This is a genomic window from Edaphosphingomonas laterariae (assembly GCF_900188165.1).
Lineage (GTDB): Bacteria > Pseudomonadota > Alphaproteobacteria > Sphingomonadales > Sphingomonadaceae > Sphingomonas_E > Sphingomonas_E laterariae.
Genome location: NZ_FZOS01000018.1, coordinates 58,056 through 73,103, shown reverse-complemented (window position 1 = coordinate 73,103; position 15,048 = coordinate 58,056). Strand labels below are relative to the sequence as shown.

General features: G+C 65.0%; 14 protein-coding genes. 10 read left to right on the top strand and 4 right to left on the bottom strand.

The window, feature by feature from the left end; all coding sequences use genetic code 11:
- Positions 1–277: 277 nt before the first annotated feature.
- Positions 278–1,201: an exosortase V gene (xrtV, locus tag CHB74_RS14900; RefSeq protein WP_425442294.1), complete on the top strand. Its 924-nt coding sequence runs from the start codon at positions 278–280 to the stop codon at positions 1,199–1,201.
- Entirely contained in the window at positions 1,198–1,899 is a 702-nt protein-coding gene (gene epsI / locus CHB74_RS14895; RefSeq protein WP_089220423.1) for an exosortase-associated protein EpsI, V-type, read from the top strand. Before xrtV ends, epsI begins: the two co-directional genes overlap by 4 nt.
- 30 nt (positions 1,900–1,929) lie before the next feature.
- Here epsI and CHB74_RS14890 read toward each other — a convergent pair whose 3' ends face one another.
- On the bottom strand, positions 1,930–2,181 hold the full coding sequence (locus CHB74_RS14890) for an XrtV sorting system accessory protein (protein ID WP_089220422.1): 252 nt from the start codon (positions 2,179–2,181) through the stop codon (positions 1,930–1,932).
- 122 nt (positions 2,182–2,303) lie between these two features.
- Between CHB74_RS14890 and CHB74_RS14885 the strand changes: the two genes are divergently transcribed.
- Complete coding sequence (locus CHB74_RS14885) at positions 2,304–3,200, top strand: SurA N-terminal domain-containing protein (protein WP_179220856.1); 897 nt, start codon at positions 2,304–2,306, stop codon at positions 3,198–3,200.
- 111 nt (positions 3,201–3,311) lie between these two features.
- On the opposite strand, the gene CHB74_RS14880 is transcribed toward CHB74_RS14885, so the two are convergent.
- Genes CHB74_RS14880 through CHB74_RS14870 form a run of 3 tightly spaced genes read right to left on the bottom strand, consistent with a single transcriptional unit; the run spans position 3,312 to position 7,151 of the window.
- Entirely contained in the window at positions 3,312–4,070 is a 759-nt protein-coding gene (locus CHB74_RS14880) for a WecB/TagA/CpsF family glycosyltransferase (RefSeq protein WP_089220420.1), read from the bottom strand.
- Complete coding sequence (locus tag CHB74_RS14875) at positions 4,060–5,535, bottom strand: exopolysaccharide biosynthesis polyprenyl glycosylphosphotransferase (RefSeq protein WP_089220419.1); 1,476 nt, start codon at positions 5,533–5,535, stop codon at positions 4,060–4,062. The genes CHB74_RS14880 and CHB74_RS14875 overlap by 11 nt, the downstream gene beginning before the upstream one ends.
- Entirely contained in the window at positions 5,532–7,151 is a 1,620-nt protein-coding gene (locus CHB74_RS14870; protein ID WP_179220855.1) for a tetratricopeptide repeat protein, read from the bottom strand. The genes CHB74_RS14875 and CHB74_RS14870 overlap by 4 nt, the downstream gene beginning before the upstream one ends.
- 511 nt (positions 7,152–7,662) lie before the next feature.
- Between CHB74_RS14870 and CHB74_RS14865 the strand changes: the two genes are divergently transcribed.
- The 7 genes from CHB74_RS14865 (at position 7,663) to CHB74_RS14835 (ending at position 15,034) form a co-directional block, all read left to right on the top strand.
- Positions 7,663–8,286 (top strand): polysaccharide biosynthesis/export family protein, encoded by a 624-nt coding sequence (locus tag CHB74_RS14865; RefSeq protein ID WP_179220854.1) that lies wholly within the window; start codon positions 7,663–7,665, stop codon positions 8,284–8,286.
- Entirely contained in the window at positions 8,283–9,494 is a 1,212-nt protein-coding gene (locus tag CHB74_RS14860; protein ID WP_089220417.1) for a porin family protein, read from the top strand. The genes CHB74_RS14865 and CHB74_RS14860 overlap by 4 nt, the downstream gene beginning before the upstream one ends.
- Positions 9,491–10,942, top strand: a complete 1,452-nt coding sequence (locus CHB74_RS14855; protein WP_089220416.1) for a GumC family protein — start codon at positions 9,491–9,493, stop codon at positions 10,940–10,942. Before CHB74_RS14860 ends, CHB74_RS14855 begins: the two co-directional genes overlap by 4 nt.
- Positions 10,943–10,979: 37 nt before the next feature.
- Positions 10,980–11,771, top strand: coding sequence for a CpsD/CapB family tyrosine-protein kinase (locus tag CHB74_RS14850; RefSeq protein ID WP_245842947.1), 792 nt, complete (start codon positions 10,980–10,982; stop codon positions 11,769–11,771).
- Positions 11,772–11,938: 167 nt separating this feature from the next.
- Positions 11,939–12,982 carry an acyltransferase family protein gene (locus tag CHB74_RS14845; RefSeq protein WP_089220414.1) on the top strand — a complete coding sequence of 348 codons (1,044 nt, stop codon included), beginning with the start codon at positions 11,939–11,941 and terminating at the stop codon, positions 12,980–12,982.
- Complete coding sequence (locus CHB74_RS14840) at positions 12,969–14,009, top strand: glycosyltransferase family 2 protein (RefSeq protein ID WP_089220413.1); 1,041 nt, start codon at positions 12,969–12,971, stop codon at positions 14,007–14,009. Before CHB74_RS14845 ends, CHB74_RS14840 begins: the two co-directional genes overlap by 14 nt.
- Positions 14,006–15,034, top strand: a complete 1,029-nt coding sequence (locus CHB74_RS14835) for a glycosyltransferase family 2 protein (RefSeq protein WP_089220412.1) — start codon at positions 14,006–14,008, stop codon at positions 15,032–15,034. The genes CHB74_RS14840 and CHB74_RS14835 overlap by 4 nt, the downstream gene beginning before the upstream one ends.
- The last annotated feature ends 14 nt before the right edge of the window (positions 15,035–15,048 follow it).

The window sequence follows — 15,048 nt, the reverse complement described above, 5'->3', positions numbered from 1 at the left end:
TCGCCACCCGCTACGACAAAAGCAAAAGCTCCTATCTCGGCTTCGTCAGCCTCGCATCAGCATTGCTGTGGCTACCCTTTGTCCACGTGGCCTAGACGAAATTAACGATGATCTACCTGCAAGCCGAAAGCGACCCGCATCAAATTGTCGGAATTGTTTACACTTCCAAAGTGAACAATCCGAATCACCTGCTTGTCGCGTGCACTTGTCGGCATGTCGAATGCCGACTGGACGGCCCAGAGGTTTTGTTGGATACCAAGCAGCGGAGGATAGCCGCCTGAACGCGCACGCTGATATCGCCGAAACTGGCGCAAAACCGCTGACCGGGCCCGCGTCCTTCTGGACTTGGCTCGCGACGCATGTCCGCAACAATTGGTTGCTCTGGCTGGGCATGGCGACGCTCGCGCTGCCGACCATGGCCTCGGTCGCGCGCGACAGCTGGTCGACCGAACAGGGCGCGCACGGCCCGATCGTGCTGGCCACCGGCATCTGGCTGATCATGCGACAATGGCGCAATGCGCTGGCGATCGCGCAGCCGGGGTCGACCGCGCTCGGCATCGCGCTGCTCATCCCGGCACTGCTGCTCTACGCCTTCGCTCGCGTTACCAATATCGTCGAGATCGAAGGCTTCGCCATGTATGGCGCATTGCTTGCGGTGCTCTACATGCAGGCCGGCGGCGCGGTGATGCGCCTGCTCTGGTTCCCGCTGCTTTACCTGCTGTTCGTCTTCCCGCCGCCCGACACGGCGGTGGCGATGGTCACCCAGCCGCTCAAGATCTGGATCTCGCGCGCCGCGATCGATCTGCTCTTCTTCCTCGGCTATCCTATCGCGGGTTCGGGCGTTACCATCCAGATCGGCCAGTATCAGTTGCTGGTGGCGGCGGCCTGCGCCGGCCTCAATTCGCTGATCAGCCTATCCGCGATCGGGCTTTTCTACGTCTACATCCGCCACAATGCCAATTGGCGCTACGCCGCACTGCTGATGTTCGCGATCATCCCCGTGGCGATCCTCGCCAATTTCATGCGGGTGCTGATCCTGGTGTTGATCACCTATCATTTCGGCGAAGCAATGGCGCAGGGCTTCATCCACAATTTCGCCGGGGTGACGATGTTCGCCATTTCGGTGCTCGGCATCTTCGCGGTCGACGCGCTCGCCTCACCGCTCCGCAGCCGGCTGGAACGGAAGGCTTCCAAGGCATGAGCAACCCGAACGACAAGGCGCGCAACACCATGTTGTCGCGACGCAACATGATCGTCGGCGGCGTGATGCTGACGACGGCGGGCCTGTGCTATGCCCGCCGGCCGGAGCCGGTGCCGTCGCTGCTGGGCAAGACCAAGCTTGAATCGCTGATGCCCAACAAGATCGGGCGCTGGTCGTACGAAACCAGTTCGGGCCTCGTCCTGCCGCCGCGCGATCAGTTGAGCGAACGCATTTACGACCAGCTTGTCACCCGCGTCTATTCGGCGCCCGACGGCACCGGGGTGATGCTGCTCGTCGCCTATAGCGGCCAGCAGGACGGCATGTTGCAGGTCCACCGGCCCGAGGTCTGCTACCCGGCCAGTGGTTACACGCTGACGGAGACGCGCGAGCTCGATCTGCCGATCGCGCCGGGCTTCACCCTGCCGACACGCTTCATCGTCGCCGACGGCCGCTCACGCACCGAACAGCTGATCTACTGGACGCGGATCGGCCCATCCTTCCCGACCGGCTGGCTGGACCAGCGGCGCGCGGTGATCGACGAAAATCTGAAAGGCCGGATTCCCGATGGCGCGCTGGTGCGGATTTCCACCATCGCCAGCGACAACCGCACCGCCGAGATGATCCTCAACGAGTTCACGCGTGAGCTGATTCCCAGCCTGCCCCCCAAGGCGCGCCAGGCATTGACTGGCCGCGCCTGAGCTACCGCAGTTTCACATTCCAGCGCGATTTCAGGATTTCGGCCAGAAATTGAACGGGCGGAGGACGAACAGAATATAGCCGAGCGTGGCGGCGATCACGGCAATCGCGGCAAGCTGATAGCCTTCGTTGCCAAGATAATTGGCGACAGCACAGCCAACCGACGGGCCCAGATATTGCCAGATCGAATCCTGCGGCGGTTCATCGCCCGTGGACCGTTGCATGAACAGCACGATCAGCCCCGCAAAGATGGCAACCGTGATCCAGTCGAAAACAGTTTCCAAAAAGCTTCCCCTTTTGTTGACGGAATGCCTGTATAGATCGTGACAGTCCAGTAGATTTCGGTCAGCCCATTAGCATATCGGCCTGATCGTTACGAAAGGACCGATGGCGCAAGGAGAATGAAGTGAAGACCAGAACGATGATCCTTACAAGCGCCGCCGCGGCGATCATGCTGACGCTGGGCGCCTGCCAGAAGAAGGCGGAAGGCCAGGTGGTGGCGGTCGTCAACGGCGAAGAAGTTTCGCTGCAGGAATTGAATGCCGAACTGGCCGGCCAGAACGTGCCGGAATCGGTCGACAAGAAGGCGCTGATGAAGGAAGTCCTCCAGCGCGTCATCGATCGCAAGCTGCTCGTCCAGCGCGCCAAGGAACAGGGTCTCGACAAGGATCCCGAATATCTGACGCAGCAGCGCCGCCTCGACGAAAATCTGCTGGTCAGCCTGCTCGGCAAGAAGGCCGCCGCCGGCGTGAAGATCCCCGATGGCGCGGCGATCGACAAGTTCATCAGCGACAACCCGCAGATGTTCGCGCAGCGCACGCGCTACTCGCTCGATCAGCTGCAGTTCGATCTGCCGCCGAACCCCAAGCGCCTCGCCGTGCTGGAAAAGGACAAGTCGCTCGCAGCCGTCGCCGCCTCGCTTGATTCGCTCGGCATCAAATATGCCCGCGGCACCTCGGTGCTCGATTCGGCGACGACGCCGCCCGCGCTGATGCAGCAGATCGCGAAGCTGCCGGCCGGCGAACCGTTCATCCTGCCGGCGGGCGGCAAGGTCTATGCCAGCGTCATCACCGGCCAGCAGATCACGCCGACGCCGGCCGAAGTGGCGCGCCCCGCCGCCACCGATGCGATCCGCCGCCGCGATCTCACCGACATCAGCACCAAGACGCTGAAGCAGGTCCGCGATACCGCCAAGATCGACTATCAGCCGGGCTATGAACCGGCTGCCAAGTCGACCGCTTCGGCGACGTCGAACGCCGCGCCCGCCACCCCGGCCGCGCCGGCGCCGACCGCGACCAACTAAACGCCTACGGAGCGGTGGAGCCGACAGGATCGGCTCCACCGCTCAAATGCATGAAAGGGGCGGAACAAGGCAGCTTCGGCTACCCTGCTCCGCCCCTTCTCCGTTCCGAAATCAGCGCCGCCGCGCCGCCCAGGCGATGCGGAAGATCTGCGGCCCTTCGACCAGATAGCGCCGCCACAACCGCTTGGGTTCGCTGGCCAGCCGGTGCAGCCATTCCAGCCCGGCGCTCTGCATCCACTGCGGCGCACGCTGCGCCCGCCCGGTCAGAAAATCGATCGACGCGCCGATGCACAGGCCGACGCCCGTGGCATCGCCGCGCGCAGCGATTTCCGCCGCCAGATATTCCTGCTGGGGCGATCCCACCGCCAGAAAGGCGAAGCGCGCGCGTGCCTGCGCCACGAAGGCGGCGGCTTCGGCCATCGCCACCGCATTGGTCCGCATCCCCATCGGCGGAATATGCTGCACGATCTCCACCTGCGGCAGCCGCCGGGCGAGCAGCGCGGGCATTTCCGCATCGCCGCCGACGATCGCGATCCGGTCACCCGGCCGCACGACCTCGTTCAGCAGGCGCGCGGTGAGATCGCTGCCGGGCGTCACCGGCAGGTCGATGCCCGCCAGCGCCCCCAGCCGCGCCAGCACGCGGCTGTCGCACAGCCGGGTCGCTGCGCGGTCATAGGCTTGGAGCAACCGGGGATCGCGCCGCTCGCCATGCAGGCGGATCAGGTGATCGACATTCGGCGTGACGATGAAGGCGAAGGGCGCTTCCGGTGCCCGGCCCGCCAGCGCGGCCAGGATCGCATCGCTGCCGCGCGGATCGAAATCGACATCGAGATAGCGCAGCGCCGATGCCCGATCGGATTCAATAGACATCCTTGTCCCAAACAACCTTGAAAGCCGTCTCTACGATGATGCGGAAATCGAGCGCCAGCGACCAGTTGTCGATATAATAGCGATCATATTCCACGCGCTTGCGGGCCTTTTCGATCGTGTCGATCTCGCCCCGCAGGCCGCGCACCTGGGCAAGGCCGGTGATGCCGGGCTTGACCCGATGGCGCGCCGAATAGCCCTTCACCGCATCGAAATAATAAGCGTCACCCACCTTCATGTGGGTCGCGTGCGGGCGCGGGCCGACAATCGACATGTCGCCGCGCAGCACGTTGAACAGTTGCGGCAGTTCATCGATGCTGAGCCGGCGGATGATCCGGCCGACCGGCGTCACCCGATTGTCGTTGCGGGTCGTTCGCTCGGCGCCCGTTGCGTCGCCCTTGTCGACATACATCGACCGGAATTTGAGCACCTCGATCTCGACATTGTTGAAGCCGAAGCGGCGCTGGACGAACAGGATCGGGCCGGGGCTGGTGAACCTGATGGCCAGCGCCGTCGCGATCAGCAGCGGCGACAGGAACAGGATGCCCAGCAACGCCAGGCCGCGATCCTCCACCGCCTTCAATATGCCGTGCCAGTCGCGAATGGGCCGCTGCCACAAGGCCAGGGTCGGCACGTTGCCGATAAACTTCAGGTCGTAGCGCGTCGTCAGTTCCACCGATTCCCGCAGGATCAGGCAGATGTCGACCGCCACCTCGGCCAGATCGGCAAGGATCTCGTCCAGCCGCTCCTGCGTGATCTTGGGCAGCGCGATCAGGACCTGATCCACTTCGCCGCGCCGCGCCAGTTCGACCACGGCATCGAGCCCGCCGATGAACGGTGCGCGTGCATGGCCGTCGACATCGACCCGCGTCTTGCGTCCATCCGCCACGCCGACGATCGACAGATAGGGCAGCCGGGCGACATCGAGCAGGGTCAGCGCGCGTTGCGAAATCTGTTCGTCCGCGCCGTAGATCACGATGCGCTGGCCGATATAGCCGGCCTTCACCAGCAGCGCGATCGCACCGCGCAGCGCATAGGTGCTGACAAAGAGCAGCGCCAGCACGGTCACGACATAGGCCAGGATCACCCCGCGCGAGAATGTGTCCAGCATGCCGAGCTGCCAGATCGTCGCGACCACCAGCACCGATGCGATCACATAATCCAGCACGCCGCCCTGATGCGCCTCGCCGCCCCGTGCCAGCGGACTGGAATAAGCGTCGCGCGACAGGCGGATCAGGAAGAAATTGACGCCCGCGATGATCGCCGCCGTGGTGTGGATCGATTCGTCATAGGGCAGCCCGATCAGTTGATCGTAGATCAGGGCGGCCACAGGCCCGGCCAGCAGCAGGCAGATCAGATCCGCCACCGCCGCCAGCGACGAGATCACATTGGAGGTGAAGCGCAGCTTGGGCGCGAAAGGAACGTCGCCCGCGCCCGGCACGGCGATCTGGCCGGTCGGCGGCGTCATATCTGTTCCATCCGCTGTGTCGTCGATGCCGTCGGCGCGATGCCGAGCGCGCCCGTTCGGGCGCCCGCCGGCGCGGCGGCGGGTTGCGTGCCGATGGCGCCCAGCGCTTTCAATGCCGATGCCGATGCGGCCGCGCAGTCGCTATCCCGCGCCATGACGCACACCGCCGCCCGCGCCTTCCAGCCGGCCGCGAGTTTGGGGTTGCGGCGCGTGAACGTCTCGGCCGCATCCAGCGCCTGCCACCGCTTGCCCGCCGCCATCAGATAATCGAGATAGGCAACCAGAATATTTGGGTTGCCGGGGAAGTCCTTCAGCGCGTCCTGATAGGCCGCGTTGGCGAGATCGCCCTGTTTGCGCCGGACATAGATCTGCGCCAGCGTCAGCCGGGCGGGCAGCATCGTCGGATTGTCACGGACGAGAATTTGCGCATCGGCCACCGCCTGATCCAGCTTGCCCTGGGCGAGCAGGATGCGGGCGCGCAACAGCAATGCGCGGGCATTGGTGCCGTCGAAAGCGAGCACCGCATTAACCCGGCGCAAAGCATCCCCGCCCTGCCCCAGCGCATTCTGGCTCAACGCGTAAATGGCGTGCGCTTCCACATTGGCGGCCGAAATCACGGGGTCCCTAACGAAGGGCGCGAGAATCCGTTGCGCCTCGGCCGGCTTGCCTTTTTCCAGAACATAGCGGGCAACCGCCACCTTGATCGCCGGGCTGCCTTCGGCCGCAAGCCGGTCGATTTCCGCCTGCGGCACCGGCTCTCCGGCAGCGTCCAGCCACAGATCGACAATCCTGCCCTGCAGGCCAATATCATCGGGCCGCTTCGCCTGCAGCTCGCTTATGACGGCATAGGCTTCCTGATTCTTGCCGGTGCGATACAGCTCCCGCGCATAATCGAACTGGATGCCGATATTATCGGGCACCAGCGTGAGAATGCGGCCATAGGTGCGCGCGATGTTGGGTGCGTCGTCCGCCGCGCGATAGATATCGAGCAACCCGGAAAGCAGCGCCGGCGTCTCGCCCTTTTCCTCAAGCGCCTTTTCCAGCAGCGCCGCCGCTTCGCCATGCTTGGTTTCGGCCGACAGAATGCGGGCACGCAGCAGCACCCCGCCTTCGTTGCCATTGTCCAGCGTCAGCACCCGATCGGCGAAATCATTCGCCTCGGCGAACCGCTTGCGGTTCAGCGCGATCGATCCCTTGACCAGCAAAGCGCGCACATTCTGCGTGTTCAGCGCCAGCAGCTGATCGGCATATTTTTCGGCATCCTCAAGCTGGCCGCCGGCCAGCGCCAGTTCGGACAAAGCGTGCAACGCTTCCAAATTGCCGCGATCCAGCTCCAGCGCGCGCAAATAGGCCGATACCGCGCCAGCGTAGCCGCGTCGCGTCATCTCCGCCCGGGCAAGCAATATCCAGTAATCGGCCACGTCATCGCGCTTGGCCAGCGCCTTGCGCACCTCGATCGCGGCGGCGGCCGGGTTGCCCTGCTGCAGCAGCTGATCGGCAAGCTGCGCGGACGCCGCCGCCTGCTCCTCACGCGACGCGCAGGCGCCAAGCAGCAATGCCAGCGCCACAGCCGCGATGGCACCCGACTTGCCGATCCGCACGCGCCTCAGCTTCACTTCCCCCAATCGCAAGCCACGTAACGGGAAAGCATATTGTCGACCAGCATGCTCACCCCACGCAAGATTACTGCCCCATCCATCGGAACGGCATGGACGGCCACCGAAGTTCATCCGGCCTCATATCCCAACGCCGCGCCGGGATACAGACCCAGATGTTGCGATGCGCGCCGCTAAAGCGTGCGAGGACAACGATAAGCGCCGAACGGGCCGATGGATCAGGCGGAATGATCCCGCGTTGGGACACAATAGCCCCCTTCTGCTTAATCGAACCTTCAGGCTTTCCGATGATTTTGAACTTTCGGCGCGCGCCCGCAGCACGACGGCATTGTTATAGGCGGGTGCAGCAAATGGAATCGATCGACACGGAACACGGAGTGCCACTTTCCCGTTTTGCCGCGCTCTGGCGTCTTACGGGCGTACCAGTCTTTCCTTTTTTATGTGGCGGTGCGAAACCGACTTGCGATATGGACTTAGCCACGAAGTCCAGCGGGGATGGGACATCGAGACCATGAAATTGTACGGTAACATCATTGCGGCCGGCCTCATCCTGCTGTCGGCGCCCCTTCCGGCCTTTGCCCAGAACGCCCCGGCGGCAGCCAATGCCGTCCCGGGCCCGGGCGAATTGCGCCCCTATCGAATCAACCCGGGCGACGAGCTCGAAGTCTATGTCTGGGGCGAGGAACGCCTGCAGCGCGTGATACGCGTGCTGCCGGACGGGACGTTCAGCTTTCCGCTCGTCGGCCGCGTCGACGCGCTCAACAAGCTGCCGACCGATATCGAAGGCGTGATCTCCAAGGGGCTCGAGGCCCAGTATCGCGGCCAGGTGCCGCAGGTCACGGTGTCGGTGCGCGCGCCTTCGGGCCTGCAGGTGTCGGTGATCGGCAAGGTTCGCTCACCGGGCAGCTTCACGCCCGGAAAATATATCAATGTGCTCGAAGCGATCGGCATCGCCGGTGGGCCGACCGAGTTCGCCGACGTGTCGAACGTCACCATCCTGCGCAAGCAGGGTGACCGGCTGACGCCCATGAAAGTGCGGCTGACGGATGCGCTGCGCGGTTCGCCCAGCGCCCGCGATCTTGGCGCCAACGGTTTGCCCCAGCTGCAGAGCGGAGACACGGTGATCGTTCCATGATGTCTGACAAGTCGATGCTTTCCAGCAGCGCGGCATTCCGCCTGCTTGCCGCAGGTTGCGCCGTCGCGGCCGCCGCCGGCACCGCCCATGCCCAGGATATCAGCGCGTCGGTCGATCTGTCGGCCGCTGGCGGCTACGCGTCCAACCCCTTCCTGGAGGACCCCGCCACCGCGAGCACGGGCAGCGGCTTCGTCGAAGGATCGATCCGGCCGAACGTCGCCGTCACCGACGCGCGCGGGCGGACGGACTTCGCGGCTTATTATCGCCGCACCGAATATTTCCGGCGCTATAGTGCAGCCAATTCCTATGGCATCTCCGCGCGCGGCCAGCGCCAGTTGAACGAGCGCATCGAGGTTCGCGCCTTGCTCGCTTATGACAGCTCGATCGTCGGCGCGGCCGATCCCGACGGCGACCTGATTGATCCCGGCATACCGGAATCGCCCGATGTTGGGCTGATCGGCAGCCGGCAGCGGCGCAATTCGTTCAACAGCTCGGTCGGTGCAACCTGGCGGCCGAATGCGCGCGATTCCTGGAATGTGGATTTCGACGCCACCAAGACCGACTATCCGAATGGTGGCCTCGCGACCGACGATTATGTCAGCTATGGCGGGCGCATCGGCTATAGCCGCGCCCTTTCGGAAACCTCGTCGATCGGCGGAACCTTCGGCTATACCGAGGTGGATTATGACGGGATCGGCCGTGATTCCAGCATCCTCACGCCCCAGGTTACCTACACCAAGCGGTTTGCCGGTGGCTGGTCGCTTGATGCGGCGCTCGGCGTGTCGCTCACCCGGCGCGAACTGCTGACCGGCAAAGACAATTCGACCGCGCTGACCGGCCAGCTCAAGCTGTGTAAGGATAATGAACGCACCACCATGTGCTTCGGCGGATCGCGGGCAAGCGAAGCCTCCGGCTTTGGTGGCGTGCGCGTCGATACCAGCGTCTATGGCAGTTACAGCTATCGCCTCACGGAACGCAGCACGCTTGCGGGCCGCGTCTCTTATTCCAAGAATGACGCCGGTGGCCTGCCCATTTCGGGCGATCGCGACTATTTCTCGACGACGGTCGATTACTCCCACCAGCTCGGCGAGAAGCTGCGTCTGACGGCGGGGGCCGCCTATCGCGACGCTTATGGCCGCGGCCTCTCGCCCGACGCGGACATTTCGGGCAGGATAGGGCTCGCTTACACGCTGGGTGATCGCCGATGACCGTCGAAATGCCGCAACCGGACGCCGAAGGCCCTTCGGACAATCTGCTCAGCCATATTCCGTTGATCCTGTGGCAGCGTCGCTGGTTCCTGATCATCCCGCTGATCGCCTGCACGCTCGCCGGCCTTGCCGCCGCAATCTTCATGCCGGCCAAGTATCGATCGAGCGCGGTGCTGCTCGTCGAATCGCAGGAATTGCCGCCCGATCTCGTCGGCTCGCCGCTCAACAGCGTGATCGATCAGCGTATCTCCAAGGTGCGCCAGCAGATCCTCAGCCGGCCGGACCTGATCGAGCTCATTCAGAACAACAATCTCTATCCCGACGAACGGCGGACCGATCCGCTGTCCGAGGTGATCGAAAAGATGCGCGCCGCCACCACCATCGCCCCGGTGACGGCGGACATCCAGCGCAACAGCCGCACGGGCACCAGCACGATCGCCTTCTCGCTCGCCTTCGATTATTCGGATCCGGTGCGCGCGCAGCTCGTCGCGCAGGATTTCGTCGAGCGGCTGCTGAAGCTCGATTCCACGCAGACGGCGCAGGCCGCCGAAAGCACGGTCGATTTCCTTCAGGATCAGGCCTCCGGGCTCGAAGAGCAGCTGCGCACGGTCCAGGAACAGATCGAAGGCATCAAGGCGCGCAACGGCATCGCCTTGTCCAGCGCCGGCATGGCGGGCGCGATGATGGGCGGCGGCAGCTACGAAACCCAGATCGCCTCGCTGCAGCGTGAAAACGCGCAGCTGATGGCGGAAGCGCGGGCCGGCCTTTCGCCCGATAATGACCCGGCCGTGGTCGCGGCGGTCCAGCAGCTCGCGGCTGCGCGCGCGATCTATTCGGACAGCCACCCCGACGTGAAGTTCGCCGAACAGCGGGTGCGCGAAACCCGTGCGGCGGCTGCGCAACGCGTGACGACCACGGCGCGCAACTCACCGGCCGCCGCGCAGATCGCCGCCAACAACGCCTCGATCGCGCAGCTTCAGGGCGCCCGCGCGACCGAACAGGCACGCGCCAACATGGCGATGTCGGCGCAGGCGTCGGCACCGCTGGTGATGGAACAGATCGCCCAGCTCCAGGCCCGCGCCGATGGTCTTCGCGCCAATTACGAAAAGGTGTCGGCGAACCTGATGGCGGCGAAGGCTTCGGCCAAGATGGAAAACGAACAGCGCGGCGAACGCCTCACGGTGATCGATCCGCCCGTCGCTCCCGACAAGCCGACGTCGCCGAACCGGCCCTTGCTGATCGCCGGCGGCATCGCGCTCGGCGGCATGATCGGCCTTGCGCTGGCGATGCTGGTCGAACTGCTGCTGCGGCCGATCCGTGGCGTCGCGGCGCTCCAGAATCTGGTCGGCGTCGCACCGCTGGTGGTCGTCCCCACATTCCGCGACGGCGAACCGAAATGGCATCGCTACCTGTTCTGGCGCCGCAAGAAGTCGGCTCACCCCGCCTGATGGCGCCGGTCCAATCAAAGGAAGTGCAGCTTTGAACGTGGAAAATATCGAAAGCCGCGGCGCCGCAACCGGCCATTCCGTGATTCCCGCTCCGGGCACGGCGACCGTGACGGTTCCCGTCGAAGGCCTGCTCGACAACCATATTTACGGCTTCAACAGCCGGGACCAGCGATCGCGGCCGTTCAACCTGCTGCGTTCGCAGGTGCTGAAGATGGCGCGTGCGCGTGACTGGACGCTGATCGGCGTCACATCGGCCACGCCGCGCGTCGGCAAGTCGTTCATCGCGTCCAATCTCGGCGCGGCGCTGGCCCGCTCGCCGGACATGCACACCTATCTCTTCGATCTCGATCTTCGCCGTTCGTCGATCGCCGAATATTTCAATCTCGAGGAAGGCGCCGGGATCACCGAATATCTCGACGGCCAGCTGCCGGATCTGAGCACGGTGGCCCGCGATGTCGCCGGCGAACGGCTCACCCTGTTCCCCAGCTTCTCCAACCAACTCCATTCGGCAGAGTTGCTTGCCGGCGCGCCGATGGCCCGTCTCATCGAAGATATGCGCCGCATTCCGGGCAACCATATTTGCATCTGCGATCTTCCGCCGGTGTTCGCCAACGACGACGCCGTCATCATCGCGCAGCAGATCGACGCCTATATCCTCGTCGTCGAGGAAGGCGTGACGACGCGCAAGCAGGTGCGCGACACGCTCAACCTGCTCGCGCCCGCACCATGCCTGGGCACGGTGCTCAACCGCTATCAGGGCGGGCTGATTGGCGACGATTATGGCTATGGTTACGGCCAGAGCCAGAAATACGCCGAATATTATAGTTAGGCGTTCCATCGCTGGCAGCATTCGCGGCGCCATGATCAACATCTGATCGGCGCCGGGTCCGAAGCGATGGCGCTCGGGACGGTGCTGAAGCGAAACGGCCTTCTAATCCTGATGGTTTTTCCCTATCGTTAGGACGGTTAGCGATCCGGACCCGCGGGGGGCCCTTCATGGAGAACGAAATCTCGTTGCGCGGCAACGAGGCTGTCAGCGTTGAAGTTCGGGCGCCGTCAAAGCGCGTCGCATGGATCGATTCCGCGCGGGGCATCGGTATCATCCTCGTCGTTTTCGCCCATGCCCAGCGCGGCCTGATCAAGGCGGGCATCCTGCCGTCCAGTGACGGCTTCCTCGCGTCGGACGCGACGATCTACGCCTTTCACATGCCGCTCTTCTTCCTGCTGGCGGGGCTGTATGTCGGCCAGGGCGTGGCGGCCGGCGCCCGCCCCTTCGTCAAGGACAAGTTGCTGACGATCGTCTGGCCCTACTTCCTCTGGTCGACCCTCCATATTCTCACCGTGATGGTCGTGGCCGATGTCAACCAGCCACTCGGCCTCCCCGATCTGCTGGCCACGCCATGGCTGCCGGTCGCCCAATTCTGGTTCCTCTACGCCCTGTTTCTTTGCCACCTCATCGCCGTCGCGCTCTGGCCGCAGCGCCGGATGCTGATCGCGCTGGGTGCCGCGTTCGTGGCCATCCAGACGGTGTTCGGCATTGGCAATATCGCGCTCCACATGATGCAGCTCTTTCCGTTCTTCCTCGCCGGTGCGCTTGCGGGGCCGTGGCTGATCGAGCGGGTCCGCGGCGCGCCGATCGCCGCCATCCTCGCCGCCACCGCTATCGGCTGGTCACTGCTCGTCATGGCGCGCTTCGCGGTCGGCTGGACGGTGAAGGACTATGCGGGATCGCAGGCTTTCTTCTATCTCGGCGCCAGCGCGGGCATTATCGGCGTGATCGGCCTCTCCGTCCTGATCGACGGCAAGGCGCGGTGGTTGCGGCGTATGGGGCAGGCTTCGATGGCGATCTTCGTGATGCACACCTTCTTCACCGCCGGCCTGCGCTTCCTCGCTCAAAAAACAGGCATTGCGATCGACCCGGTCTCGTTACTCGTCGGCAGCAGCCTTTTGGGCATCGTCGGCCCGTGGCTGGTCTATGAATGGGCCGGCCCGCGCCGGCTGACGGTGTGGCTGGGTATGGGAAAATATGTCCGAAGCTGAAGCCGCGCCGCATGTCGCCGTCGTCATCGTCAATTATCGGACGCCCGATCTGGCGGCCGGCTGCGTCCGATCGCTGCTGGCCGAGCGCGCCGCGCTGCCGACCCTCCAGGTCGTCGTCGTCGACGGCGGATCGGGCGACGATTCCGCCGAACGGCTGGCAGCGGCGCTGGCCGCGCCAGAACTGGTCGATTGGGTCAGCCTGCTGGCTTTGCCGATCAATGGTGGCTTCGGCTGGGCCAATAATCAGGCGATGCTGCGCCTGCTCCAGCAGCAGCGCCCGCCCGATTTCATCCATCTGCTCAACCCCGATACCGAAATCGAACCCGGAGCGATTGTGCGGCTCGCCACGCATCTGCGCCAGCACCCCCGTTGCGGCGCGGTCGGCAGCCTGTTGCTCGATCCCGATGGCAGCACGGCGGGCAGCGCCTTTCGCTTCCCCTCCATCGGGCGCGAATTCGTGCGCGGCAGCGCCACGCCCGCGCTCGGCCGCGTGCTCGGCATCGCCCCCACCATGGTCGAGGATCCGTCCGTGGAACCCGATTGGGTGACGGGCGCCAGCGTGATGTTCCGCGCCGATGCGCTGCGTGATGCCGGGCTCTTCGACGACGGCTTCTTCCTCTATTTCGAGGAAGTGGAACTGATGTGGCGCCTGCGCCGCGCGGGGTGGAGTGTCGCCTTCGAACCGCGAAGCCGCGTCGTCCATGTCGGCGGCGCCGCCACGGGCGTCCATATCGCCAAGGTGCAACGCCGCCCGGCTTACTGGTTCAATTCACGGCGGCGCATGTTCGTGAGGACGCAAGGGCGTGCCGCAGCAGCGGCGGCGGCGATGGCGTGGATGGCCGGCCGCATGTTGTGGAAGGTCCGTGCCGGCCTCGGCTTCGCCCGTGGCCGCCCCACCGCCGCCCCCGAAACCGCCGATCATTTGCAGCGCAGCCTGCGCGCCCGCCCGGAAGATCATCGGCCCGCCGTTGCGCAATGGACGGATACGCCCGGCACGCCCCCCGCATGGATGGATGATGCGGCATGATCGCTGAGCGCAGCGTCGGCATCGTCGCGATCGGCCGTAATGAGGGCGAACGGCTCAAGGCCTGCCTGCGCTCGCTGCCCGCCGGCAGCCCCGCAGTCTATGTCGATTCCGGCTCCAGTGACGACAGCGTCGCCTTCGCCCGCTCGATGAACGTCAGCGTCGTTGAACTCGACATGTCGGTGCCCTTCACCGCCGCCCGCGCGCGCAATGCCGGGCTGGAAGCATTGCTCAAGCAGCAACCCGATCTCGCCTTCGTGCAGATGATCGACGGCGATTGCACGCTCGATGCCGGATGGATCGCCGCCGGGCTCGATGCGCTGGCGGCCGAACAGGATCTGGCGGTCGTGTTCGGTCGCCTGCGCGAGCGGTTTCCCGAACGCAGCCTCTATAACCGCCTCTGCGATCTCGAATGGGATGTTCCGCTGGGCGATGCGCTGGCCTGCGGTGGCATCGCCCTCTTCCGCGCCGATCGACTGGCGGCGGCGGGCGGCTATGATCCGACATTGATCGCCGGCGAAGAACCCGATCTCTGCGCGCGGCTGCGCGCCCATGGCTGGCGTATCCGCCGTATCGCCCCCGAAATGGCCCGCCACGACGCGGCGATGACGCGGCTTGGCCAATATTGGCGCCGCGCCCAGCGCAGCGGCCACGCCTTTGCCGAACTCGCCTGGCGCGGCCGTGGCGCACCCGATCCGCTGTGGCGCCGGCAGGTGAAAAGCATCCTCGTCTGGGCGGGGCTGCTGCCCGCGATGATCGCAGCGGCAGCGGTCGCTGCGCTGGTCGTCACGCCCTGGGCGTGGCTCGGCGCGCTCGGGCTGCTGCTCCTCTATCCGCTGCAGATCGCCCGGCTCGGCCAACGCGAGCGGCGCAACGGCCTGCCGACAAATCTTGCCTTCTCACGCGCGTCGCTGCTCGTCGCCGGCAAGTTCGCAGAATTGCAGGGCGTGCTGCTTTATCATTGGCGCAGGCTGGCCGGGCGCACGTCGCGCCTGATCGAATATAAGGGCGCCACCGCTTCGCGCTGACGCCCGTCGCGTCG